Annotated in this window: 15 protein-coding genes; 7 read left to right on the top strand and 8 right to left on the bottom strand. The window is 68.7% G+C overall.

Annotated elements, in window-relative coordinates; all coding sequences use genetic code 11:
* Nucleotides 1-25: 25 nt before the first annotated feature.
* Genes ACZ5PP_RS18880 through ACZ5PP_RS18865 form a run of 4 tightly spaced genes read right to left on the bottom strand, consistent with a single transcriptional unit; the run spans nucleotide 26 to nucleotide 4,172 of the window.
* Nucleotides 26-1,318 (bottom strand): TRAP transporter large permease, encoded by a 1,293-nt coding sequence (locus tag ACZ5PP_RS18880; protein ID WP_004303790.1) that lies wholly within the window; start codon nucleotides 1,316-1,318, stop codon nucleotides 26-28.
* Entirely contained in the window at nucleotides 1,315-1,827 is a 513-nt protein-coding gene (locus tag ACZ5PP_RS18875) for a TRAP transporter small permease (protein WP_004303787.1), read from the bottom strand. The genes ACZ5PP_RS18880 and ACZ5PP_RS18875 overlap by 4 nt, the downstream gene beginning before the upstream one ends.
* A gap of 59 nt (nucleotides 1,828-1,886) precedes the next feature.
* Nucleotides 1,887-2,924 carry a TRAP transporter substrate-binding protein gene (locus tag ACZ5PP_RS18870; protein ID WP_004303785.1) on the bottom strand — a complete coding sequence of 346 codons (1,038 nt, stop codon included), beginning with the start codon at nucleotides 2,922-2,924 and terminating at the stop codon, nucleotides 1,887-1,889.
* Between the two features lie 18 nt (nucleotides 2,925-2,942).
* Nucleotides 2,943-4,172 carry a M20 aminoacylase family protein gene (locus ACZ5PP_RS18865; protein WP_004303783.1) on the bottom strand — a complete coding sequence of 410 codons (1,230 nt, stop codon included), beginning with the start codon at nucleotides 4,170-4,172 and terminating at the stop codon, nucleotides 2,943-2,945.
* A gap of 94 nt (nucleotides 4,173-4,266) precedes the next feature.
* Here ACZ5PP_RS18865 and ACZ5PP_RS18860 point away from each other — a divergent pair, with 94 nt between their 5' ends.
* The gene (locus tag ACZ5PP_RS18860) at nucleotides 4,267-5,172 is read left to right on the top strand and encodes a LysR family transcriptional regulator (protein ID WP_004303781.1); all 906 of its coding nucleotides are present in this window, start codon (nucleotides 4,267-4,269) and stop codon (nucleotides 5,170-5,172) included.
* Nucleotides 5,173-5,181: 9 nt separating this feature from the next.
* Here the strand turns inward: ACZ5PP_RS18860 and ACZ5PP_RS18855 are convergent, their stop codons facing one another.
* A complete protein-coding gene (locus ACZ5PP_RS18855) occupies nucleotides 5,182-6,111 on the bottom strand; it encodes a LysR family transcriptional regulator (RefSeq protein WP_004303779.1) in 930 nt (309 codons plus the stop codon).
* A gap of 325 nt (nucleotides 6,112-6,436) precedes the next feature.
* Here ACZ5PP_RS18855 and gcl point away from each other — a divergent pair, with 325 nt between their 5' ends.
* From gcl to pyk, 6 genes are all read left to right on the top strand, one after another.
* Complete coding sequence (gcl, locus tag ACZ5PP_RS18850; RefSeq protein WP_004303778.1) at nucleotides 6,437-8,212, top strand: glyoxylate carboligase; 1,776 nt, start codon at nucleotides 6,437-6,439, stop codon at nucleotides 8,210-8,212.
* Between the two features lie 77 nt (nucleotides 8,213-8,289).
* Nucleotides 8,290-9,069, top strand: coding sequence for a hydroxypyruvate isomerase (hyi, locus tag ACZ5PP_RS18845; protein ID WP_004303776.1), 780 nt, complete (start codon nucleotides 8,290-8,292; stop codon nucleotides 9,067-9,069).
* A gap of 313 nt (nucleotides 9,070-9,382) precedes the next feature.
* On the top strand, nucleotides 9,383-10,267 hold the full coding sequence (locus ACZ5PP_RS18840; RefSeq protein WP_004303774.1) for a 2-hydroxy-3-oxopropionate reductase: 885 nt from the start codon (nucleotides 9,383-9,385) through the stop codon (nucleotides 10,265-10,267).
* A gap of 10 nt (nucleotides 10,268-10,277) precedes the next feature.
* Complete coding sequence (locus ACZ5PP_RS18835) at nucleotides 10,278-10,700, top strand: DUF3830 family protein (RefSeq protein WP_004303772.1); 423 nt, start codon at nucleotides 10,278-10,280, stop codon at nucleotides 10,698-10,700.
* Nucleotides 10,701-10,750: 50 nt separating this feature from the next.
* Nucleotides 10,751-11,182 carry a GlcG/HbpS family heme-binding protein gene (locus ACZ5PP_RS18830; protein ID WP_464826457.1) on the top strand — a complete coding sequence of 144 codons (432 nt, stop codon included), beginning with the start codon at nucleotides 10,751-10,753 and terminating at the stop codon, nucleotides 11,180-11,182.
* 17 nt (nucleotides 11,183-11,199) lie between these two features.
* A complete protein-coding gene (gene pyk / locus ACZ5PP_RS18825; RefSeq protein ID WP_004303769.1) occupies nucleotides 11,200-12,618 on the top strand; it encodes a pyruvate kinase in 1,419 nt (472 codons plus the stop codon).
* Between the two features lie 127 nt (nucleotides 12,619-12,745).
* Here the strand turns inward: pyk and ACZ5PP_RS18820 are convergent, their stop codons facing one another.
* The 3 genes from ACZ5PP_RS18820 to ACZ5PP_RS18810 form a co-directional block, all read right to left on the bottom strand.
* Nucleotides 12,746-13,729: an arsenic resistance protein gene (locus ACZ5PP_RS18820; protein WP_276660043.1), complete on the bottom strand. Its 984-nt coding sequence runs from the start codon at nucleotides 13,727-13,729 to the stop codon at nucleotides 12,746-12,748.
* A 463-nt stretch (nucleotides 13,730-14,192) separates the two neighbouring features.
* Nucleotides 14,193-14,720: an inorganic diphosphatase gene (gene ppa / locus ACZ5PP_RS18815; protein WP_004303764.1), complete on the bottom strand. Its 528-nt coding sequence runs from the start codon at nucleotides 14,718-14,720 to the stop codon at nucleotides 14,193-14,195.
* A 90-nt stretch (nucleotides 14,721-14,810) separates the two neighbouring features.
* Nucleotides 14,811-15,020, bottom strand: coding sequence for a heavy-metal-associated domain-containing protein (locus tag ACZ5PP_RS18810; protein WP_004303763.1), 210 nt, complete (start codon nucleotides 15,018-15,020; stop codon nucleotides 14,811-14,813).
* Nucleotides 15,021-15,023: the final 3 nt, after the last annotated feature.

Below are 15,023 nucleotides of genomic sequence, written 5' to 3'. Positions count from 1 at the left end.
AGCGTCGGTCGCGCCCGCTTTCAAACTATTTCATGAACGCCACCAGCGCCAGCGAGATCGACGGGAAGATCACCAGCAGCGCCAGCCGCACCAGGTCGATCGCGATGAAGGGCGTGAGGCCGCGGAAGATCGCGCCGAGCCGCACGTGGGGCAGCGTGGCCTTGAGCACGAACACGTTCATGCCGATCGGCGGCGTGATCAGCGCGATCTCGGTCACGACGACGACGATGATGCCGAACCACACCAGGTCGAAGCCGTGGGCGAGCAGGATGGGCACGAACAGGGGCACGCAGATCAGGATGATGGCCAGCGAATCCATCACGCAGCCCAGCAGCAGGAACACGACCAGGATCGCGACGATGGTGCCCCAGGGACCGAGGCCCGCCTGGTTGAAGAGCTCGAGGATGCCCTCGCCCAGGCCCGAGAACGAGATCAGCTTGGCGAACAGCAGCGCACCGAACAGCACCGAATACAGCATCACCGAGGTGGTCGCGGTCTCGATGAAGATATGGCGGAAGTCCTGCCAGCTCATGCGCCCCTGCACCATCGAGAGGATCAGCGCCAGGCCCGCACCCATGCCCGCCGCCTCGGTTGCAGTGAAGAGCTTGCCGTAGAGGCCGCCGATGATGAGCACGAAGAGCAGCGTGAAGGGCCACACCCCGCGCAGCGCGTGCAGCTTCTCGGCCATCGTGGTGCGCTCGCCGCGCGGCGCATCCTGCGGGCTGATGCGGGCGACCGCATAGATCACCAGGAGGTACATCAGCAGCCCGAGCAGCCCGGGGACCACGCCAGCGACGAACAGGTGGCCGATGTTGGTCTGGGTCAGGATGCCGTAGATCATCAGGATGATCGAGGGCGGGATGAGAATGCCGAGCGTGCCGCCGGCGGCGATGGTGGCCGAGGCGAGCGCGTCGGAATAGCCGTAGCGCTTCATGCTCGGGTAGGCGACCTTCGACATCGTGGCCGCGGTCGCCAGGCTGGAGCCGCACACCGCGCTGAAGCCGGCACAGGTGACCATGGTCGACAGCGCGAGCCCGCCTCGCACCGGCCCGAGGAAGGCGTTGGCAGCGCGGAAGAGGTCATCCGAAATCCCGGTACGGGCGAGGATGTTGCCCATCAGGATGAACATCGGCACCACGGCCAGCTCGTAGGAGAACACCGCCTCCGAGATCGTCATCGGCACCAGCGAACGCGCGACGTCCCAGCCCATGACCACACCGATGCCGCCGAGCGACACCGACAGCAGCGCGAAGGCGAGCGGCACGCGCAGGAATGCCAGCACCAGCACGGCCAGCAGGGAAAGAAGTCCGACGGTCATTTGGCACGCTCCTGGGTGGCGTGGGACTGGACGGTGACGGGATGCGAGGGCGGCGCGGCGAAACAGCCCAGCAACGCGGCCAGGGCCGACAGCAGCGAGGTGAAGGCGATGAAGCCATACATGCCGCCGCGCGGGATCGACAGCGACTGGCTGATCTCCTGGATCTTGCCGGCCTCGATGGCCGAGTTCAGGAACTCGTAGGCGATCAGCAGCAGCACCAGCGCCACCAGCGCCGACACCAGCCGGTGCCACCACACCCAGCCCGGGCGTAGCAGCCACTTGTCGAACAGATCGACGGTGAGGTGGCCGCGCGCGGCGGTAAGCAGCGGCAGGCCGCAGAACACCATGATCGCCATCAGATGCTCGGTGGCGTCGTGCGCGCCGTAGAGCGGCGCGCCGAACAGGCGGCGGCCGATGACGTCGATGAAGGTCAGCAGCACCATGCCCGCCAGGGTCAGGATGAGCAGCGCCTCGACGCCCTTGCGGATGCGGGACAGATACGCGTCCATGTGTCTCTCCATGTGGGAGTGGCCGGTCCGGGCCGGCCACCTCCGGGATCAAGCAGCGGTCACTTGCCGGCGTGGGCCTTGTAGCGCTGCTCGAAGAACTCGAGCATCTCCATCGGCTTGTCGACACCGAAGCTCGGGCCTTCGGCCGCCCAGTCGGCGAGCATGCGCTCGCGCACCGCGCCGATGCGCTCGAACAGCGCCTTCGAGGGCGCGTTGAAGACATGGCCCTCGGCGCGCAGCTTGGCCTCGCCGGCCTTGTTCTGCGCATCGAAGCGCTGGCCCCACAGGCGCGACAGCTTCTCGCCGGAGACGCTCATGATCGCCTTGCGGTCGGCCTCGGAGAGCTTGTTCCACTTGCCCTCGTTGATGACGACGAAGAAGCTCGCGTCGTAGAAGCCGCCCGGGACGATGGTGTGATGCTTGAGCTTGTCCTCGACGCGGAAGTTGATGACCGACTCGATGGTGTGAAGCGACGCATCGACCACCCCGCTCTCGAGCAGCTCGTAGGCCTTCGGGCCGGGGCCGGCGACCGCCACCGCGCCCAGATCCTCGAGCAGGCGCTTCTGGATCGGGCCGCCCATGCGCACCTTCTGGTTCTTGAGGTCGTCGGGCTCGACGATGTTCTTGCTGCCGTGGTGAATCTGGCCGCCGCCGAAGAGGCCGACGCCGAGCATGACCACGCCCTCGAAGGCCGGCTTGCCGGCGAGGTATTTCTCGTAGGTTTCCCACAGCGCCACCGAGGACGCCTCGGCTTTGGTGCCGATGAAGGGCATCTCCGAGAACCACACCGCCTTGAAGCGATCCGGCTCGTAGGTGAAGTTGCCCCAGGTGATGTCGGCCACGCCCTTGCGCGCCAGCTCCCAGTGCTGGGCAGGAGCGCCCACCGGCTTGGGCAGGATGCGGACGTCGACGCGGCCTTCGGTGACGCGCTTGACGTCCTCGATCCAGGGCTGGAAGACCTCGGGGGTGAGGAAGTGGGTGGGCGACACCCAGCTCGACATGGTCAGGGTGGTGGCGGCCTGGGCGGCGGGAAGACCGGCAGCGGTGGCGAGGACGAGTCCGGCGGACAGGGTGGCGAACAGCTTGCTGAGTTTCATGGTGTCTCCTTGCAGGATCTAGTTATGGAAGTACTGCTCGACCAGGCCGATCCACAGCCGGGCACCCACCGCGAGGCAGGCATCGTTGAAATCGTAGTGCGGGTTGTGGACCATGCATTCGCCCGACCACCGGCCCTCGGCGTGGCCGTTGTCGCCGTTGCCGACCAGCAGGTAGCAACCCGGCACCTGCTCGAGCAGGAAGGCGAAGTCCTCGCTGCCGGTGAGCGGCTGGGCATCGGCCACCACGTGCTCGGCGCCAAAGGTCTGGCGCGCGACCTCGACCGCAAAGGCGGTGGGCCGGGCGGCGTTGACCAGCACCGGGTAGCCGCGCTCGTAGCGGATCTCCGTCTTGCAGCCATAGGCACGCGCCTGGTTTTCGGCGAGCTCGCGGATGCGGCGCTCGACCAGGTCGCGGACCTCGGGATCGAGGGTGCGCACGCTCAACTCGAGCTCGGCGGATTCGGCGATGACGTTGTAGGCCGCGCCCGCCTGGAGGCGGCCGACGCTGATCACCGCGGCGAGGTTGGGATTGACGTTGCGCCCGACGATGGACTGCAGCCCGAGCACCGTCGCCGCCGCCGGCAGGGTCGGATCGACCGCCATGTGCGGCATGCCGCCGTGCCCGCCGCGGCCGATGAAGCGGATCAGCACCTTGTCGGACGAGGCCATGAAGGCGCCCGGGCGAACATGGACCTGGCCGACCGGGATGCCGGGAAAGTTGTGCATGCCGAAGATCGCATCGCAGGGGAAGCGTTCGAAGAGGCCGTCTTCGATCATGCGCCGCGCGCCGCCGCCGCCGCCGAGCTCCTCGGCCGGCTGGAAGATCAGCACCAGCGTGCCGTCACCCTGCAGTGCCCCGCCCTTCACCCGTGCGGCGAGCGCCCGCGCCGCGCCGAGCAGCATGGCGGTATGGCCGTCGTGGCCGCAGCCGTGCATCTTGCCCGGAACGATGCTGGCCCACGGCAGGCCGGTCATCTCCTGCACCGGGATGGCGTCCATGTCGGCACGCAGCCCGATCGTGCGCCCGCTTCCATCGCCCACCCGCAGCACCCCCACCACGCCGGTGACGGCGATGCCGGTGTGCACCTCGTAGCCCCAGGCGCGCAGCTGCTCGGCGACGAGCGCGCTGGTGGCGTGCTCCTCGAAGCCCAGCTCGGGGTTGCGATGGATGGCATGGCGCCACCGCTTCATCTGCTCCGCATCGATCTCGTGTGCGACTGCTTCCTGGGTGGTCATCCGGCTCACCATAGATTTAGCTCATGTCCAGATAATAGGAACTTGCACCGAACACCGTAAGGCGATATTTTTTCCTGGATGACAACTTTCAGAGGTCACATGAACCGTGAAGGACCACCAGCTCAAGGCACTCGTGCAGGTCGCCGAAAGCGGTTCGATCCGCGCCGCGGCCCGCGCCATGAACCTGAGCCAGAGCGCGCTGACCAAGGCGCTGCGCGAGCTCGAAGAGGACGTCGGTGCGGAGCTGCTGCAGCGCAGCTACAAGGGCATCGGCTTCACGCCGGAGGGCAGCGCGCTGCTCGTGCGCGCCCGCCTGGTGCTGGCGACGATCGACAAGGCGCGCGCGGAGATCCGCCAGATGCGGGGGGGTGCGGGCGCGCATGTAAAGGCGGCGATCACGCCGCTGCTGACGGCGACGGTGCTGCCGGCCGTGCTTTCCGCGTTCCGCAAGGCACAGCCGGACGCCGAGCTGACCTTCCACGAGGGCTTGCTGGTGCAGGCCTTGCCCGGGCTGATCGAGGGCAAGATCGACTTCGCGATCGCGCTCGCCTCTCCGCAGGACCTGCCCTACGAGATCGAGTTCGAACCCCTGGCCGACATCGACGCGGTGCCGATGGTGCGCGCCACGCACCCGCTGGCCGAAGCGCGCGACTGGAACGCGGTGGCCGACGCCGAATGGGTGCTCAACCTCTCCGCCGGCAGCCAGAGCATGAACCTGGTCGGGTGGCTGCGCGCCCGGGGTTTCCGGGCGCCGACCCGCATCCTGCACTGCTCCTCGCCCTACCTCATCCTCGACATGGTCCGCCGCAACGACCTCATCGGCTACGGCCCGAAGGTACTGGTGACCGATGCTCAGGTCGGCGTCGGCCTGCGCCCGCTCGCACTGCAGCCGCTGCCGCCCACCATGCCGCTCGGCCTGATGACCCTGCGTGGCGTGCCGCTCGGCAGCGCGGCGAAGATGCTCGCGAACCTGTGCCGCCGCGAGCTGCAGTCCTGCCTGCCGCGCCCCTGATTCCCTGCCTCACTCTTCCCCTCGTTCTTCCCCTCGTTCTTCCCAATACCCCGGCCGGTTGTAGCTCGCCCTGAGGTGCTCGATGAAGCGCCGCACCTTCGCCGGCAGATGACGCTGCTGCGGATACACCGCCTGGATGTCGTAGCTCGGCACCGCGAACTCGTCGAGTACGGTGACCAGTTCGCCGCGCTTCAACTCGGCCTGGATCTCCCAGGTCGAGCGCCAGCCCACGCCCAGACCTTGCTTGACCCAGCCGTAGAGCAGCTCGCCATCGTTGCAGGCCAGGTCGCCCTCGACACGAACGGCGAACAACCTGCCGTCACGCAGGAAGGACCAGCCGCGCTGCTGCCCGCCGGCGAGGTTGAAGGCGAGGCAGTTGTGGCGGGCGAGGTCCTCGGGCTGGCGCGGGATGCCGTGGCGCTCGAAGTAGTCGGGCGTGCCGCACACCACGCGACGGTTGGGGAACAGGCGCACGGCGACGTAGTTGGGGTCGGTCACCTCGCCGATGCGGATCGCCATGTCGTAGCCCTCGCGCACGAGGTCGACCACGCTGTCGGTGAAGTTGAAGGACATGCGCAGCTCGGGGTGCAGGGCCTTGAAGGCGGTCGCGTGCGGGGCCACGTGGCGGCGGCCGAAGGCGGCGGGCGCGGACACCACCAGATGGCCGCGCACCAGGTCGCGCCCGGCGCCGACCGCGCGCTCGAGTTCGTCAAACTCGCGCAGCAGCGCGCGGCTCTGGTCGAGCAGTTGCTCGCCAAGCTCGGTCAGCGCCAGGCCCCGCGTCGAGCGGTGCATCAGCTTGACCCCGAGGCGTTTCTCCAGCGCGTCGAGCCGCCGCCCCATGACCACCGGGGTCACGCCCTCCACCAGCGCCGCGGCCGCGAAGCTGCCCTTCTCGGCCACCAGCACGAAGCTGCGCAGTTCGGTGTAGCGATCCATTTTCTTCTCCAGGGTCGAAGGGCGCCGGCTCGACCGCCGGATTGCGACTTGCGTCGCTCCCACAGCGCTGCGCCCGGGGGCCTTGCGCGCGGGCGGTAGGAGCGACGCAAGTCGCGATTCTCGGCGGCGACCCGTATCGGCCATATTTCCAGTACCGATACTGCACATAAGCGGGCGTGGATATCGGCCCGAGGAAGCCATCAAACCTGCAACTCGATACTTTAAGTATCTACAGAACCGACTGCCAGCCCAATTCAAGCCGCCCTTCCCGCTCCGTATGCTGCGTCCATCGGTTTCAAGGACATCCACCCCAAGGAGACAGAAGATGGCCCGCATGAGAGCAGTCGACGCCGCCGCCGCGGTGATGCGCAAGGAAGGCGTGAGCACCGTGTTCGGCGTGCCCGGCGCCGCGATCAACCCGCTGTACTCGGCGATGAAGAAGGACGGCGGCTTCAGGCACATCCTCGGTCGCCACGTCGAGGGCGCCTCGCACATGGCCGAAGGCTACACCCGCGCCAACCCGGGCAACATCGGCGTGTGCATCGGTACCTCGGGCCCGGCCGGCACGGACATGATCACCGGCCTGTATTCGGCCTCCGCCGACTCCGTCCCCATCCTGTGCATCACCGGGCAGGCGCCGCGCGCGCGCCTCCACAAGGAGGACTTCCAGGCCGTCGACATCGAGTCCATCGCCAAGCCGGTGACCAAGTGGGCGGTGACCGTGCGCGAGCCGGCGCTGGTGCCGCGCGTGTTCCAGCAGGCCTTCCACCTCATGCGCTCCGGCCGTCCCGGCCCGGTGCTGATCGACCTGCCCTTCGACGTGCAGATGGCCGAGATCGAGTTCGACATCGACACCTACGAATCGCTCGGCGCCTACAAGCCCGCCGCCACCCGCGCCCAGGCCGAGAAGGCGATGGCCATGCTGAATGCCGCCGAGCGCCCGCTGATCGTCGCCGGCGGCGGCGTGATCAACGCCGACGCCGCAGACAGATTGCAGGAATTCGCCGAGCTCGTCGGCGTGCCGGTGATCCCGACCCTGATGGGCTGGGGCGCGATCCCCGACGACCACCCGCTGATGGCCGGCATGGCGGGTCTGCAGACCTCGCACCGCTACGGCAACGCCACCATGCTGGCATCGGACTTCGTGTTCGGCATCGGCAACCGCTGGGCCAACCGCCACACCGGCTCGGTGGAGGTGTACACCAGGGGACGCAAGTTCGTGCATGTGGACATCGAGCCCACCCAGATCGGCCGCGTGTTCGGCCCGGACTACGGCATCGTCTCCGATGCGGGCGCGGCGCTCGACCGCCTGCTCGAGGTGGCGCACGGGATGAAGGCCGCAGGCACCCTGCCCGATCGCGGTGCCTGGGTCGCCGAGTGCCAGCAGCGCAAGCGCACGCTGCAGCGCAAGACGCACTTCGACCAAGTGCCGATGAAGCCCCAGCGGGTGTATGAGGAGATGAACCTCGCCTTCGGCAAGGACGCCTGCTACGTCAGCACGATCGGCCTGTCGCAGATCGCCGCCGCGCAGTTCCTGCATGTGTACAAGCCGCGCCACTGGATCAACTGCGGCCAGGCCGGCCCGCTCGGCTGGACCATCCCCGCGGCGCTGGGGGTGTGCGCGGCCGACCCGGGTCGCAAGGTGGTGGCGATCTCCGGCGACTACGACTTCCAGTTCATGATCGAGGAGCTGGCGGTGGGCGCGCAGTTCAAGCTGCCCTACCTCCACGTGCTGGTGAACAATGCCTACCTCGGCCTGATCCGCCAGTCGCAGCGCGGCTTCGACATGGATTTCTGCGTGCAGCTCGCGTTCGAGAACATCAACGCCCCGGAGACCGAAGGCTACGGCGTCGATCACGTCGGCGTGGTCGAGGGCCTGGGCTGCAAGGCGATCCGCGTGCGCACGCCGGAAGAGATCCAGCCCGCCTTCGCACAGGCGAAGCAGTGGATGGAAGAATTCCGCGTGCCGGTGGTGGTCGAGATCATCCTCGAACGCGTGACCAACATCGCCATGGGGACCGAGATCGACGCCATCAACGAGTTCGAGGAACTCGCCGAACGTGGCGAGGACGCCCCGACCGCGATCTCGATGCTCGACTGAACGCACCGCCCCGAGGACGGGGCCGTCACGGCACAGGCAGGCCGCCCCGTCCGCAACCGACAACCGGAGACGAAGCAATGCCCAAGTTCAACGCCAACCTGACCATGCTCTTCAACGAAGTGCCCTTCCTCGACCGCTTCCAGGCGGCGGCCGAAGCCGGCTTCAAGGGCGTGGAGTTCCTCTTCCCCTACGCCTTCGACAAGGACGCGCTCGCCGAACGCCTGGCCAGGCACGGCCTCGTGCAGGTGCTGCACAACCTGCCGGCGGGCGACTGGGAGGGTGGGGAGCGCGGCATCGCCTGCCATCCTGACCGTGTCGGCGAGTTCCAGGACGGCGTCGGACGCGCGATCGAATACGCCACCGCGCTCGGCTGCAAGCAGCTCAACTGCCTCGCCGGCATCGCGCCGGCCGGCGTGGAGGCCGACAAGGTGCACGCGACCTTGGTCGCCAACCTGCGCTTCGCCGCCGCCAGGCTGGAGGAAGCCGGCATCCGCCTGCTGGTCGAGCCGATCAACACCTTCGACATCCCGGGCTTCTACCTCAACCGCACGGCACAGGCGATCGCGCTGATCGAGGAGATCGGCTCGCCCAACCTGTGGCTGCAGCACGACCTTTACCACATGCAGCGCATGGAGGGTGAGCTCGCCAACACCATCGCGAAGCACCTGCCGAAGATCGCCCACATGCAGATCGCCGACACCCCGGGCCGCCACGAGCCGGGCAGCGGCGAGATCAACTACGCCTGGCTGTTCCGCTTCATCGACCAGCTCGGCTACGAGGGCTGGATCGGCTGCGAATACAAGCCCGCCGCCGGCACCCGCGAAGGACTGGGCTGGATCCGGGCGCTCGCCGGCTGAGCGACCTTCGCGCCTTGCGGCGCTCCTACACGGACCGACACGGTCTTGCGAAAGCGCCGTAGGAGCGGCGCAAGCCGCGAACGGGCCGTCGGTCTGCGACGAGCGGCATCGCGGCTCGACCCGCCGCATTCGCGCCTTGCGGCGCTCCTACACGGACCGACACGGTCTTGCGAAAGCGCCGTAGGAGCGGCGCAAGCCGCGAACGGGCCGTCGGTCTGCGACGAGCGGCTCGCAGACCGACCCGCTGCATTCGCGCCTTGCGGCGCTCCTACACGAAACGACACCGCTTCAAGCACATCCAGGAGACAACAACATGGCAAACATCGGATTCATCGGCCTCGGCATCATGGGCACCCCCATGGCAGGCAACCTGATCAAGGGCGGCCACACCGTCTTCACCCACACCCGCGGCGACACCCCGGCCGTGCTCGTCGAGGCCGGCGCCCGCCCCTGCGCGAGCGGCGCCGAGGTCGCGCGCCAGGCCGACATCGTCATCACCATGGTGCCCGACACCCCGCACGTCGAGGACGTGCTCTTCAGCCCCGGAGGCGTCGCCGCCGGCCTGTCGAAGGGCAGGATCGTGGTCGACATGAGCTCGATCTCTCCGGTCGCTACCAAGGACTTCGCCGCCCGCATCAACGCGCTCGGCTGCGAATACCTCGACGCCCCGGTCTCGGGCGGCGAGGTCGGCGCCAAGGCGGCGACGCTCACCATCATGGTCGGCGGCAGCCAGGCCGCCTTCGACAAGGTGAAGCCGATCTTCGATCTGATGGGCAAGAACATCACCCTGGTCGGCGGCAACGGCGACGGCCAGATCACCAAGGTCGCCAACCAGATCATCGTCGCGCTCAACATCGAGGCGGTGGGCGAGGCCCTGCTGCTCGCCGCCAAGGCCGGCGCCGATCCGGCCAAGGTGCGCCAGGCGCTGATGGGCGGCTTCGCCAACTCGCGCATCCTCGAGGTGCACGGCGAGCGCATGGTCAAGCGCACCTTCGACCCCGGCTTCCGCATCGAGCTGCACCAGAAGGACCTCAACCTCGCGCTGACCACCGCGCGCCAGCTCGGCGTGTCGCTGCCCAACACCGCCACCGCGCAGGAGCTCTTCAACGCCTGCAGCGCGCACGGCGGCGCGAAGTGGGACCACTCGGCGATGGTGCGCGCGCTGGAGAAGATGGCCAACTTCGAGATCGGCCAGTAAGGAGGACGCCATGCGCCATCTCGCCATCGACGTCGGCCCCTTCCGCTTCGTCGCCCGCATGGAGGAGGCTGCCGCACCCAAGACCTGCGCCGCCTTCCTCGAGCTGCTGCCCTTCTCCAACCAGGTGATCCACTCGCGCTGGAGCGGCGAGGCGGTGTGGGTGCCGCTCGGCGAGTTCGACACCGGCCTGGGGTTCGAGAACCACACCAGCCACCCCTCGCGCGGCGACATCCTGCTCTACCCGGGCGGCCTCTCGGAGACCGAGATCCTCTTCGCCTACGGCAGCAGCTGCTTCGCCAGCAAGATGGGCCAGCTCGCCGGCAACCACTTCCTGTCCGTGGTCGAGGGCGCCGAACAGCTCCACGAGATGGGCCGCACGGTGCTGTGGAAGGGCGCGCAGTGGATCCGCTTCACCGACCTCGGCGAGCGCTGAGCGCGCCCTTCGCCCACCCCACAAGAACGATGGAAAGACGGAGACCGCAGATGATCCCCACCCACGCACTCACCCTGGCCGACGCCCGCGTCGCCGCCGCGGCCGCCGAGGTCGAGGCGCGCACCAACGGCTGGGCGGTCAGCATCGCGATCTGCGATGCGGGCGGCCACGCCCTGTGGCTGCAGCGCATGGACGGCGCACCCCTGATGAGCGCCATCGTCGCCCCCGAGAAGGCGCGCACCTGCGTGCTCAGCGGCAAGCCGAGCAAGGCCTTCGAGGACATGGTCAACAACGGCCGCTTCGCCGCGCTGGCGATGCCGGTGGTGCCGCTCGAAGGCGGCGAGCCGGTGGTGGTCGATGGCCGCGTGCTCGGTGCGGTGGGCGTCTCCGGCGTGAAGGCCGGCGAGGACGCCCGCGTCGCCCGCGCCGGGGTCGACGCCCTGCTCGCACACGCCCTCCCCCACCCCCGATCCGCCGCCTGAACCGCCGAGGACCCGACATGAAACGCGAACGCAGCGCCCGCATCCTCGCCACCCTCGGGCCGGCGAGCTCCACCCGCGAACGCATCCGCGCCCTGGCCGAGGCCGGGGCGGACGTGTTCCGGCTCAACTTCAGCCACGGCAGCCACGAGGACCACGCCGAACGCTACCGCCTGATCCGCGCGGTCGAGGCCGAGATCGGCCGCCCGATCGGCGTGCTGATGGACCTGCAGGGGCCCAAGCTGCGCGTCGGCCGCTTCGCCGAGGGCAAGGTCGCCCTGGTGCCCGGCGCACGCTTCCGCCTCGACCTCGACCCCACGGCCGGCGACGCCAAGCGCGCCAACCTGCCCCACCCCGAGATCTTCGCCGCGCTGGAGGCCGGCACCGAGCTGCTGCTCGACGACGGCAAGCTGCGCCTGCGGGTGGACGCCTGCGGCGCCGACTTCGCCGACACCACCGTGCTGGTGGGCGGGACGCTGTCCGACCGCAAGGGCGTGAACGTGCCCGGCGTGGTGCTGCCGATCTCGCCGCTCACCGCCAAGGACCGCGCCGACCTCGACTTCGGCCTGGCGCTGGGCGTGGACTGGGTGGCGCTGTCCTTCGTGCAGCGCCCCGAGGATCTGCGCGAGGCGCGCGAACTCATCGGCGACCGCGCCTGGATCATGGCCAAGCTCGAGAAGCCGGCGGCGATCGACGCGCTCGACGCGATCATCGCGCTCGCCGACGGCGTCATGGTCGCGCGCGGCGACCTCGGCGTGGAGCTGCCACCGCAGCAGGTGCCGGTGCTGCAGCGCCGCATCGTGCGGGCCGCACGCGCAGCCGGCCGTCCGGTGGTGGTGGCGACGCAGATGCTGGAGTCGATGATCTCCTCGCCTGTGCCCACCCGCGCCGAGGCCTCGGACGTGGCCACCGCGATCTACGACGGCGCCGACGCGGTGATGCTGTCGGCCGAGTCGGCCTCGGGCCAGTACCCGGTGGAGGCGGTGGCCATCATGCACGGCATCGTCTGCGAGGTGGAGCGCGACCCCGCCTGGCGCGCCGGACTGGAAGCCAGCCACACGGCGGCCGCGGCGAACACCCCGGACGCGATCTGCTGCGCGCTGCGCCGCGTCGCCGGCCTGCTCGAACCGGCGGCCACGGTGGCCTACACCAGCTCGGGCTTCAGCGCCCTGCGCGCGAGCCGCGAGCGTCCGGTGGCGCCCATCCTGGCGCTGACGCCGCAGCCAGCCACCGCACGCCGGCTGGCGCTGGTGTGGGGCGTGCATGCGGTGCCCTTCGAGGAGGTGCATGACGTCGCCGAGATGGTCGAGCACGCCGCACGCGCGGCGTCGACCCTGGGCTTCGGCTGCGCCGGCGACGCGGTGGTGGTGATCGCCGGCCTGCCCTTCGGCCAACGCGGCAGCACCAACCTGCTGCACGTGGCGAGAATTCCGGGCTGAGTCGCGGGCTGAGGCGGTCGTTTGGCGCAAACCGTGTTCGCGCGTCGGAGATGCCGGCGACCCACCCGTCGCGGCGTGGAGCATGGAAACGCGGTCGGAGACGCGATCGCTCCGTCCGCGCCGCCGCTCAGCCCCCCGCCTTCGCGGGTGCGGCGGGGCCGAAGAAGCGATCGGTGAGCTTCACATACCAGGCCGCGGACTGCACCTGCAGGATGTAGGCGAGCGCGATCACCAGCGCCGCACCCGAGCTCGAGGCGCCGAACACGTTCATCGCCAGCGCGAGCGCGATCGACAGGTTGCGCATGACCGTGCCGAACACCAGCGCGATCGCGTCGCCGCGGGGCAGCAGGCTACGCGCCACCACGGTACTCACAACGTAGTTGATCGCATACAGGCACAGCAGCGGTATCAGCACCACGATCAGTTCGCCCGGCTGGGCCACGAGGTCCTTCGCCTTGAGGGCGAGCGCGACGAAGACGATGCCGAGCACGCCCAGCGTGGAGAAGGGCGGGAAGCGCGGCCCCCACTCTTTATGGTATGCGGCCTGGCCGTGGCGCGCCACCAGCCATTTCTGCGTGTAGTGCCCCGCCAGCATGGGCAGGAAGACGATGACGACGATCTGCATGAACACCGCGCCCATATCGACCGGCACCTCGGCGCCCATCAGCCAGCGCACGTAAAGCGGCGTGGCGAGCGCGCCGAGGACGAGCCCGAGCACCGTCATCTTGACCGCGGCGCCGAGGTTGCCCTTGGCAAAGCCGGTCCACGAGATCGTCATGCCGCTGGTGGGCAGCAGCGCGGCGAGCAGCAGGCCGAGCGCGTAGGCCGGCTGCTCGGGGAAGAAGGCCTTGCCGAGCGCGTAAGCGACGAAGGGGATGAGGGCGAAATTGATCGCCTGCGCGAGCGCCTGCGCCTTGAGGTCGCCGCCTTCGAGGACCTTGGAGAGCTTCAGGTTGACCATCATCGGATAGACCATCAGGAAGGTCAGCGGCACGATCAGCGACTTCAGCCAGCCGACCGGCGCGAGCAGCCCGAAGCCGAAGCCGAGCACCATCGCCATCGGGATGGCGAGGATCAGGTTCTTGTTGATCTTCATCAGCAGCGCAAGCATGGATCCCCCGTTTTCGTCATTCGCACGCGCCCTGCCAGGACGCGACCCTCCGATGACGATAGCAAGCACGATGCCAGGTCACGGCGCGTGTGGGCGTCTCCGCTCGGCCTCCTGGGGGCACGTCTGACGGCGCGCCTCTATCCCGCGCCCGGGGCACGCCGGTTTCCGTAGGAGCGGCGCAAGCCGCGAACAGGGCCACGCAGGGACCGACGCGGGCGCCCCCCGGATCACCGCCGCATTCGCGGCTTGCGCCACTCCTGCACGAGACCTCGCAGGTGGCAGCCGCTGTAGGAGAAGCGCAGGCCGCGAACCCGGCCCCTGCCCCGCGACTCGGCTGCCACATCAGCCCCCATGGCCGACAAGGCACTGCCAATCCCGTCAGTGTCACGTCAGCCGCGCCGTAAACGGCCGGGGCCCACGCATGCGTGGGCCCCGGGTCATCCGGAAACGTGCGTTCCCGGGATTACTTCTTGGCAGCCGCCAGGCCGTTCACGATCTCGGCCTTGGCATCCTCGACCGTGCCCCAGCCCAGGACCTTGACCCACTTGCCGGGCTCGAGGTCCTTGTAATGCTCGAAGAAATGCACCGTCTGCTTCATCAGCAGCTCGGGCAGGTCGTCGGTGGTCTGCACCTTGTCGTACAGCGGGGTCAGTTTCGACACCGGCACGGCAACGACCTTGGCGTCGACACCGCCGTCGTCTTCCATCTTCAGCACGCCGACCGGACGGCAGCGGATGACCACGCCAGGCTGCAGCGGGAACGGGGTCACGACCAGCACGTCGACCGGGTCGCCATCGCCGGCGATGGTGTGCGGGACGTAGCCGTAGTTCAGCGGGTAGCGCATCGAGGTGCCCATGAAGCGGTCGACGAAGACGGCGCCGCTGTCCTTGTCCACCTCGAACTTGATCGGATCGCCCTGGGCGGAGATCTCGATGATGACGTTGATGTCGTTCGGCACGTCCTTGCCGGCGCTGACCTGTTCGAAGCCCATACATCCCTCCCGTGGAAAAATTGTGCGCGGATTATAGGGGGAAACCACAATGTCTTGCACTGCGACGATGCCCCCGGCTAAGGCTGCCGATCAGGCCGGGGAATCGAAGCCCGCGCCCTCGACCGCGGCGCGCAACGCGTCGATCGACACCTTGGCCGGATCGTGGCGCACGGTGGCGGATGCGCCTTCCAGCGACACCCGCACGTCCTCCACGCCGGGCAGCGCCTTCAGCACGCCGGTGACGTTCTTCACGCAGCCGCCGCAGCTCATGCCTTCGACCTTGATCGTCGTTTCGTTCATTTA

The organism is Thauera sp. DNT-1 (assembly GCF_055393985.1).
This window is presented reverse-complemented; position numbering and strand designations above follow the sequence as displayed.

Coding starts and splice junctions, on each gene's coding strand:
- ACZ5PP_RS18880 (WP_004303790.1), bottom strand. CDS start 1,318: ATGACCGTCGGACTTCTTTCCCTGCTGGCCGTGCTGGTGCTGGCATTC.
- ACZ5PP_RS18875 (WP_004303787.1), bottom strand. CDS start 1,827: ATGGACGCGTATCTGTCCCGCATCCGCAAGGGCGTCGAGGCGCTGCTC.
- ACZ5PP_RS18870 (WP_004303785.1), bottom strand. CDS start 2,924: ATGAAACTCAGCAAGCTGTTCGCCACCCTGTCCGCCGGACTCGTCCTC.
- ACZ5PP_RS18865 (WP_004303783.1), bottom strand. CDS start 4,172: ATGGTGAGCCGGATGACCACCCAGGAAGCAGTCGCACACGAGATCGAT.
- ACZ5PP_RS18855 (WP_004303779.1), bottom strand. CDS start 6,111: ATGGATCGCTACACCGAACTGCGCAGCTTCGTGCTGGTGGCCGAGAAG.
- gcl (WP_004303778.1), top strand. CDS start 6,437: ATGGCCCGCATGAGAGCAGTCGACGCCGCCGCCGCGGTGATGCGCAAG.
- hyi (WP_004303776.1), top strand. CDS start 8,290: ATGCCCAAGTTCAACGCCAACCTGACCATGCTCTTCAACGAAGTGCCC.
- ACZ5PP_RS18840 (WP_004303774.1), top strand. CDS start 9,383: ATGGCAAACATCGGATTCATCGGCCTCGGCATCATGGGCACCCCCATG.
- ACZ5PP_RS18835 (WP_004303772.1), top strand. CDS start 10,278: ATGCGCCATCTCGCCATCGACGTCGGCCCCTTCCGCTTCGTCGCCCGC.
- ACZ5PP_RS18830 (WP_464826457.1), top strand. CDS start 10,751: ATGATCCCCACCCACGCACTCACCCTGGCCGACGCCCGCGTCGCCGCC.
- pyk (WP_004303769.1), top strand. CDS start 11,200: ATGAAACGCGAACGCAGCGCCCGCATCCTCGCCACCCTCGGGCCGGCG.
- ACZ5PP_RS18820 (WP_276660043.1), bottom strand. CDS start 13,729: ATGCTTGCGCTGCTGATGAAGATCAACAAGAACCTGATCCTCGCCATC.
- ppa (WP_004303764.1), bottom strand. CDS start 14,720: ATGGGCTTCGAACAGGTCAGCGCCGGCAAGGACGTGCCGAACGACATC.
- ACZ5PP_RS18810 (WP_004303763.1), bottom strand. CDS start 15,020: ATGAACGAAACGACGATCAAGGTCGAAGGCATGAGCTGCGGCGGCTGC.